At 47.1% G+C, this 8,059-nt stretch carries 5 protein-coding genes; all 5 read left to right on the forward strand.

Annotation, left to right across the window (positions count from 1 at the left end):
- Positions 1 to 452: 452 nt before the first annotated feature.
- The 5 genes from H8J70_RS12005 to larA all read left to right on the forward strand — a co-directional run bounded on the left by H8J70_RS12005 (position 453) and on the right by larA (position 7,828).
- Positions 453 to 1,706 (forward strand): pyridoxal phosphate-dependent aminotransferase, encoded by a 1,254-nt coding sequence (locus H8J70_RS12005; protein ID WP_186504531.1) that lies wholly within the window; start codon positions 453 to 455, stop codon positions 1,704 to 1,706.
- 56 nt (positions 1,707 to 1,762) lie between these two features.
- Entirely contained in the window at positions 1,763 to 2,563 is an 801-nt protein-coding gene (proC, locus tag H8J70_RS12010) for a pyrroline-5-carboxylate reductase (protein ID WP_186504532.1), read from the forward strand.
- Between the two features lie 435 nt (positions 2,564 to 2,998).
- Positions 2,999 to 4,546: an L-lactate permease gene (locus tag H8J70_RS12015; protein ID WP_186504533.1), complete on the forward strand. Its 1,548-nt coding sequence runs from the start codon at positions 2,999 to 3,001 to the stop codon at positions 4,544 to 4,546.
- Positions 4,547 to 5,014: 468 nt separating this feature from the next.
- Positions 5,015 to 6,436 (forward strand): FAD-binding oxidoreductase, encoded by a 1,422-nt coding sequence (locus H8J70_RS12020; protein ID WP_186504534.1) that lies wholly within the window; start codon positions 5,015 to 5,017, stop codon positions 6,434 to 6,436.
- Positions 6,437 to 6,544: 108 nt separating this feature from the next.
- On the forward strand, positions 6,545 to 7,828 hold the full coding sequence (larA, locus tag H8J70_RS12025) for a nickel-dependent lactate racemase (RefSeq protein ID WP_186504535.1): 1,284 nt from the start codon (positions 6,545 to 6,547) through the stop codon (positions 7,826 to 7,828).
- Positions 7,829 to 8,059: the final 231 nt, after the last annotated feature.

The following is an 8,059-nucleotide window of genomic DNA, read 5'->3' on the forward strand; positions in this document are numbered from 1 at the left end:
GCGACCTATTTCTAATCGTTGTTCTTTCGTTAATTTCACGTGGCAACCTCCCATCTAACAATTGAGGGCATCGGATACTAATTAGAAAATCTTTTATCCAAGATTACTACATTTAGTATCCAATTTCTACCCCCTCCATGTCCAACTTTAGCATACCACGTGCACGAAAGGGGTTCATTAGAAGATAAAAAATATTTAAATGAACCCCTTCAGGCCCAAATGCTTCGCATCCGGTCCAGCTCCCCCACGGGGGAGCCTATTTAAACACCGAGAAACCGGTGCTCTTTTTATTTCCTCGCAGCGGTCGTAGAAACCGATAGCGGCAGGCCCCATGCATTAAAGCATTATTTCAATTGTATCCAGAATACATGGTACAAGTAGATGTCCTTTTCTTGTCAGCACCCGCTATATATGGTATAAAGGAATCAATCATTAAAAAGGGAGTTGGTTATATGGCTACTAGTATTGCCGCTAAACATGCAAAAGGAAAATTTGCAGCCGATGCTATCATGGCTGCCGCTGCGCGTTGCACAGAAGACATTGAAAAGAATGGTGCTGCTGCCGTAATTAATGGTACTGTTGGTTCCATGATGAATGAAAATGGCGACTTAGTCGTCTTACAAGTCGTAAAGGACACCTTTGCTGCCTTAACACCGGAACAGATCGTAGCATATGCTCCGATTCCGGGTTTCCAGGAATTTTTGGATGCAGCTATTGATCAGTGCTTTGGCGCATCCCGTCCGGATGGCTTTATCCGGGCTATTGCTACACCTGGTGGTTCAGGAGCTATCCATACGGCTGTTCATAACTATTCCGATCCGGGCGATGAAGTCCTGACGACGGATTGGTATTGGGGCGCCTATCGGAATATTGCCCGTGATGACAACCGGATTTTGCGGGAATTTGAACTCCTCACGGAAGACGGTACCTTCAATTTCCAGAGCTTTGAAAAAAATGTAACCGAGCTCGTTGCAAAACAGTACAATACAGTCATTATCTTAAACTCCCCGGCCAATAACCCGACCGGCTATGGCTTAAGCTTAGAAGAATGGGACCGGGTTCTGGACTTTTTAAAACAGGCTGTCGCTGGCAAGGACAAGAACATCATCCTCGTATCGGACGTTGCCTATTTGGATTACAGCGGCGAAAAAGAAGAATGCCGCCAATTCTTTAAGAAATTCGGGAATCTCCCTGCTAATATCATGCCTATCGTAGCCTACACGTGCTCGAAGAGCTTTACCCTCTATGGCCAGCGTCTGGGCGCCATGATTTGTGTTACCCCGGAGGAAGCGATTGCCGATGAATTTATGGCTATCAATAAATACACGGCCCGTGCTACATGGTCTAACGCCAATAGCTCCGCCATGTGGACGATGATCGAAATTACGAAAGATCCGGACAAGGTGGCCCGTCTCGATCAGGAACGGGCGATGTATTTCCAGATGATTAAAGAACGGGCGGATATCTTCATGGAAGAAGCTGCTGCCTGCGGTTTAAAAATTCTGCCGTACATTTCCGGTTTCTTCATCACGATTCCTGTCACCCATGCCGATAAGATCTGCGACATTTTAGAACAGGAGCACGTATATCTCGTACCTTTGAAAAAAGGCATCCGTCTGGCTGTATGCTCTGTATCGAAGCAGAAAATCACCGGCCTGGCTGCTAAGGTTAAAAAAGCTATTGATGCTGCCGGCATCGTCCAGTAGCTGCCTGGCCAGTCCATTGTTACAGCGCGTTTTTTAGCTGAAGGAGGTTGCTTTTTATGTTTAAAACATTGGGGATTCTGGGTACAGGAAATATGGGACGGGCCATTGCGTCCGGCCTGGTCCGTTCGGGACTGATGCAGGGAAATCAAGTCTATCTCTATAACCTTCACCCGGAAAAGGCGCAACGCCTGGCTGACGAATTAGGCGCCGTCAGAGTAGATTCGGCTAAAGAGCTTTTGGAACGGTCTGAAGCAGTCATTTTAGCAGTTAAACCGTTCATAATGCCCGGCGTATTAGAGGAAATTAAGCCGTATATTACAAGCGGCAAGATTATGGTCTCCATTGCTGCCGGCCTGACCTTGTCCCGTTTGGCAGCGGCTATGCCGGAACAGACGAAAATTGTCCGGGTTATGCCCAATACACCGGCTATGGTCGGCGAAGGCATGTCAGCCCTGACGTTTAATACGTATTTGACAGAGGCTGAAAAAGAGGCAGTCGTAGCGATCTTCCGCAGCTTTGGCAAGGCAGAGGTCGTAGAAGAACGGCTCATTGACGCCGTTTGCGGCCTTAGCGGCAGCGGCCCGGCCTTCGTCTATATGTTTATTGAAGCACTGGCCGATGCCGGTGTGCGGGAAGGCATGTTCCGGCCCATGGCCTACACCTTTGCCGCTCAGACTGTCCTGGGCGCTGCCAAAATGGTACTGGAAACAGGGGAACATCCGGGCAAATTGAAAGACGACGTGTGCTCTCCTGGCGGTACGACCATTGAAGCCGTGAAAAGTCTCGAAGAAAATGGCTTCCGCGCTGCGGCCATGAATGCCGTCATCGTGTCGGCAGAGAAGAACAAGACGTTATAAGTGACAGCTTTCCCATAAGAAAAAAATAGTATATCCTAAATGGAATGGCTTGCTAATATTGATTAGTAAGCCATTCTTTTATTATAGACAAAAGGCATGAATTAATATTCTATTTTAAAATAACTTAAAATCATAATGCGAAAGTGAAAAAAATGACAATATTAATAATTTAAGAAAATAAAAGATTAAGTTTAAAAAAACAAAAGGATTATGCATATCAGTAAAGTGTACACTGAATGCAATCTGAAATAGATATGGGGAATATGTGTTAATGTAATGTGTCATACTATACAGTCGCATGGTTACGCGGTATAATAACGATATGAAGATTGAATCCGGATACAATCTAAATAAAGAACGGGTCTTTTTGCGCGTTTAAGTGCAGGAAGATATCTACTTGTTATTATTGTGCGCTTTTTTAAGGGGTGGTATGTAATGGTTCTATTGGCCTTGCTCCCGATCCTATTCCTCATTGTAGCATTGGGATTCCTTAAGATGGCTGGCTGGAAAGCCTGCCCGATTGCGGCCATTATTGCATTTATCGTCGCTGTGTTGTGCTTTGGCATGTCCGTTCCGGTCGCCATTTCGGCTGTCTTGGAAGGTGTGGCCTTGGCATGCTGGCCTATCTTGCTTGTTATCGTCATGGCCTTGTTCGCCTATAAACTGACAGTGGCAACAGGCAGCTTTGAAATCATCAAACAGATGCTGTCTACGGTCAGTGAAGATAAACGTGTCCTGTGCCTCCTCATTGCCTGGGGCTTCGGTACATTTATGGAAGGCATGGCTGGCTTTGGTACAGCCGTTGCTATTCCGGCAGCGATGCTGGTAGCTTTAGGTTATCCGCCGATCCGTACGATCGTTGCCTGCCTGATTTCGAATGCTGTTGCACCGTCTTTTGGTTCCATTGGTATCCCGACGACGACGATGGCTTCGATTACCGGTATTCCGGCCGTTACGCTGGCAACAAAGGTTTCTATCGTTTCCTTTATTCCTGATCTCATCGCACCTTTCCTGGTCGTTATTTGCATCGGCGGCGGTTTAAAAGCCTTAAAAGGGGTAGGTATTGTTACCCTTCTTTCCGGCCTGGCCCTGGCTATTCCGGAACTGCTCATTTCCATGACTGTAGGTGCGGAACTGCCGGTAATGGTATCGTCCGTCATCATCATGGCTGTCATCGTTCTCTATTCGAAAGCTTCCAAGACGGTCAGCAATCCGGAATACAAACTGGAAATGCATGAAGAAAATAAGAAAGCCGTTTCCTTTGGTGAAGGCGTGAAAGCCGCTATGATCTTCATCCTGATCTTCGTTCTTCTCGTCGGTACGTCGAAACTGTTCCCGGCTATCAACGGGCCGCTGGCTTCGATCAAGACGACTGTTCCTATCTATATCGGTGCCGGTGCTAAACCGTACACCTTCACGTGGATTGCCGTTCCTGGCATCATGATTTTCATCGCCTCTATTCTCGGCGGCTTGTATCAGGGTGCTTCTGTCGGCAAGATTGCCTCGGTATTCAAAGACAACTTCATCGGTCTGCGCTTTACCTATCTGACGATCATCACGGTCGTTATCGTTGCGAAAGTCATGACCTACTCGGGCATGACCCAGGAAATAGCTGATGCCCTCGTATATGCAACGGGCAATGGCTATCCGATCTTCGCTCCGCTCGTCGGTGGTCTCGGCGCTTTCATTACCGGGTCTTGCACGAACGCCAACGTTCTCTTTGGGCCGCTGCAGGTATCGGTTGCTTCTTCCTTGGGTATGAGCCAGCCGTGGCTTGCCGGTGCCAGCTCCCTCGGTGGTTGTATTGGCAAGATGCTTTCCCCGCAGAGTATTGCTCTGGGTATCGGCGCTGTTGGTGCCGTTGCTGATGGCAAGGAAAGCGAAATCATGCGCGGGACTGTAGGCTATTGCCTCTTCCTCCTGGTCGTTGCCGGTATTATCACCATCATCGCACCGAGCGTCGTTCCGTTCTTGGTTAACTGATTTCCTCTTGTGGATAGGTGGGAGCAAGAGTGTATGCTTAACTCTTTGTGTGGTGTACTCTCTTGCTTTCAATACGTGTAATTTTATAAATATGTACGTTACGCGCTGCCTTGCTGTGTTTCCTTTTGTGAATGTCTATTTATTACTAAAATGCATGAAAAGCGTCAGACTGTTTCATAATGTGCAGAATATGTTCCCTTGTTTTTGTGGCAAAAGCAACGGAAATAGAGAAAATTTATGATATACTATCATAGTCGACCATAAGTTTATCTTAAAAATGCAAGTTAAAAATGTGTAAATGTAATTTACAGATGCAGACAAGTAGGGTATAATAAAACGCGTAAGAAACAAACGAAAGATAAATAGCGTATGTTTTTTAAATCTTTCGTAATATTAAGTCGACGATCCGGTCGTTGCCGGATGCAATAAGCTTCAGTTTTTATTTTTTATATTATGGAGGTATGTATTATGGCAAAAGGTATTGTTACACCAGAGTTAATTGAACAGCTCAAAGCAATCGTTGGTGAAAAGTATGTATACACCGACAAAGACAAACTGGAACCCTATTCTCATGATGAAGTAACAGACCCTCATTATATGAGAGAACCGCAGGTTGTCGTTCTTCCGGCTACGACGGAAGAAGTTGCTAAAGTTGTAAAGCTCTGCTATGACAACGATACGGTTATGGTTCCGCGTGCTGCAGGTACAGGCCTGGCTGCCGGTGCTGTAGCTACCTTCGGTGGCGTTATCATCTCCATCGAACGCATGAACAAAATCCTCGAAATCGATAAAGAAAACATGGTTTGCGTAACCGAACCGGGCGTTACGACTGCTGTTCTCCAGAGCAAAGTAGCTGAAGAAGGCCTCTTCTACGGCGGCGACCCCTGCAGCGGGGACTCCTGCTTCATCGGCGGTAACGTAGCTACCAACGCTGGCGGCAACCGTGCTGTTAAATATGGCGTAACTCGTGACCAGGTTATGGGTATCGAAGTTGTTACCCCGACCGGCGAAGTTGTAACCTTGGGCGGTAAATTCCGTAAAAATGCTACAGGCTACATGCTCATGCACCTCTACATCGGTTCCGAAGGTACTCTCGGTATCATCACAAAGATCTACCTGAAACTCGTTTCCTTGCCGAAACATCAGATGGACCTCTTGGCTGTATTCGACAACCTCGACGACGCCATTGCCCTGACACCGAAAGTTATGAACGCTGGTATTACACCGGTTTGCGTAGAATTCATGGATAATGCTTCCATCAAACAGGTTGAAATCTTCCTCGATGAAAAACTGCCGCACTCCGACGTAGGCAACTACATCATCATTCAGATCGCTGGCGATAACGAAGACGTTCTCGACGAACAGTGCGAAAAGATCGTTGAATTGGCTGAAGAAAACAACGCTATCGATTCCCTCGTTGCTGACCCGGCTGTTATTTGGAAATCCCGTAAAGCGTACCTCGAAGCCGACCGTGCTCGCAGCTTAGTCTTCTCCATGGAAGATATCGTTGTTCCGATGACGGAAATTCCGGGCGCTGTACAGCAGATTTCCCGTCTCTCCGAAAAATATGATGTTGCTATGCACTGCGCAGGCCACTGCGGCGACGGCAACGTTCATATCGATATCCTGAAAGACGACCGTACACAGGAACAGTGGGAAGAAATGCTGCCGAAGATCCAGGGCGAAATCTATGATCTCGTTTACAGCCTGGGCGGCCGTATTTCCGGTGAACACGGCATTGGCTTCAAACGTGAAGCTCTGCTCGAAAAATACACGAACCCCATCGAACTGAAATTGATGAAAGCTGTTAAAAAAGCCCTCGATCCGAAGAACATCATGAATCCGGGCAAAGTTGTCAGCATCAACGACGAAGTTCCTGTTCAGGAATAAGTAGATAGTAATGCCGGAAGGCAGATAGGGCCAAACGGTAAAACCACTCCGGTTTTACCGTTTGCTCTTTATAAGGATCTTTTTAGTGAAAGAAAGGTTGGGTTATCTATGCAGAATTTTTCCATTCCCTTCGGTAAAGGTAAAGTTAATTTCGAACTTCCTGAAGAACAGGTAGCCGGCGTACTCGTATCTCATGCGCATGAATACAAAGCACCGAAATCGGAAGCCGAACTCGTCGCTGACGCCCTGGCCAACCCCATTGGCAGCCCGAAACTGAGCGAACTGGCAAAAGGTAAGAAAACTTGCACGATCATTTCCAGTGACCATACCCGTCCGGTACCGAGCCATGTTATCATGCCGCAGCTCCTGGCTGAACTGCGTAAAGGCAACCCGGATATCGATATTACCATCCTCGTAGCTACAGGTATGCATCGCCCGACGACGCATGAAGAATTGGTTGGCAAATATGGCGAAGAAATCGCTAATAACGAAAAGATCGTCATTCATGTCAGCCGTAACGATGAAGACATGGTCAGCATCGGCACGCTTCCGTCCGGCGGCGAATGCCTGCTCAATAAACTGGCTGTTAATACAGACCTGCTCGTAGCTGAAGGTTTCATTGAACCACACTTCTTCGCAGGCATGTCCGGCGGCCGTAAATCCGTACTTCCTGGCGTAGCCAGCAAGATTACGGTTCTTGCTAACCACTGCTCCGAATTCATCGACAGCCCCTATGCCCGTACAGGTATCCTGGAAGGTAACCCGATCCACAGAGATATGCTCTATGCTGCCAAAGTAGCTAACCTGGCCTTCATTTGCAACGTCGTTATCGACGCTGATAAGAAAGTCATCGCTGCTTTTGCCGGTGACAGAGAAAAAGCCCATGAAGAAGGCGTTGCTTTCGAAATGAAACTGGCTGGTGTTAAACCGGCTCCGGCTGATATCGTTATTACGACGAACGGCGGCTATCCTCTGGACCAGAATATTTACCAGTCCGTAAAAGGCATGACGGCTGCTGAAGCAACCTGCAAAGACGGCGGCGTTATCATCGACGTTTCCAATTGCAACGACGGTCACGGCGGTGAAGACTTCTTCAATACATTGAAAGAAGCTACAGACCTGCAGAAAGCGATGGACCAAATCCTGGCCCGTACACGTAACGAAACGATCTTTGACCAGTGGGAATCCCAGATTCTCCTGCGTCTGCTCCTGCACTTCGATATCATCATGGTAACGAGCGCACCGAAACAGATGGTCGAAGATATGCATCTGAAATATGCCAACAACATCGAAGAAGCTATCGAAATGGCTAAGAAACTCGTAGCCGCTAAAGGCGTAACGGATCCGAAGATCACGGTTATCCCCGATGGCGTATCGGTTATTGTAAAATAAGTCAACACCCACTTGCATAGGTCAAAAGGCCCGGTCAGCATATTGATATGCTCCCTTCTAGGTAGACATGAGAAATAATAAAATCTCACTCTACTTGGAAGGGAGCATTTATTATGCATAGAACTAAGGTTTGTGCAGAAGAAAAACTACATACGGTGCTAGATATTCTTGCAGGAAAAGAATCAGTATCTCATGCTGTAGCACGATTGTCAGTAAACAAATCCTCTGTAC

This window comes from Megasphaera hominis (genome assembly GCF_014269395.1).
Lineage (GTDB): Bacteria > Bacillota > Negativicutes > Veillonellales > Megasphaeraceae > Megasphaera > Megasphaera hominis.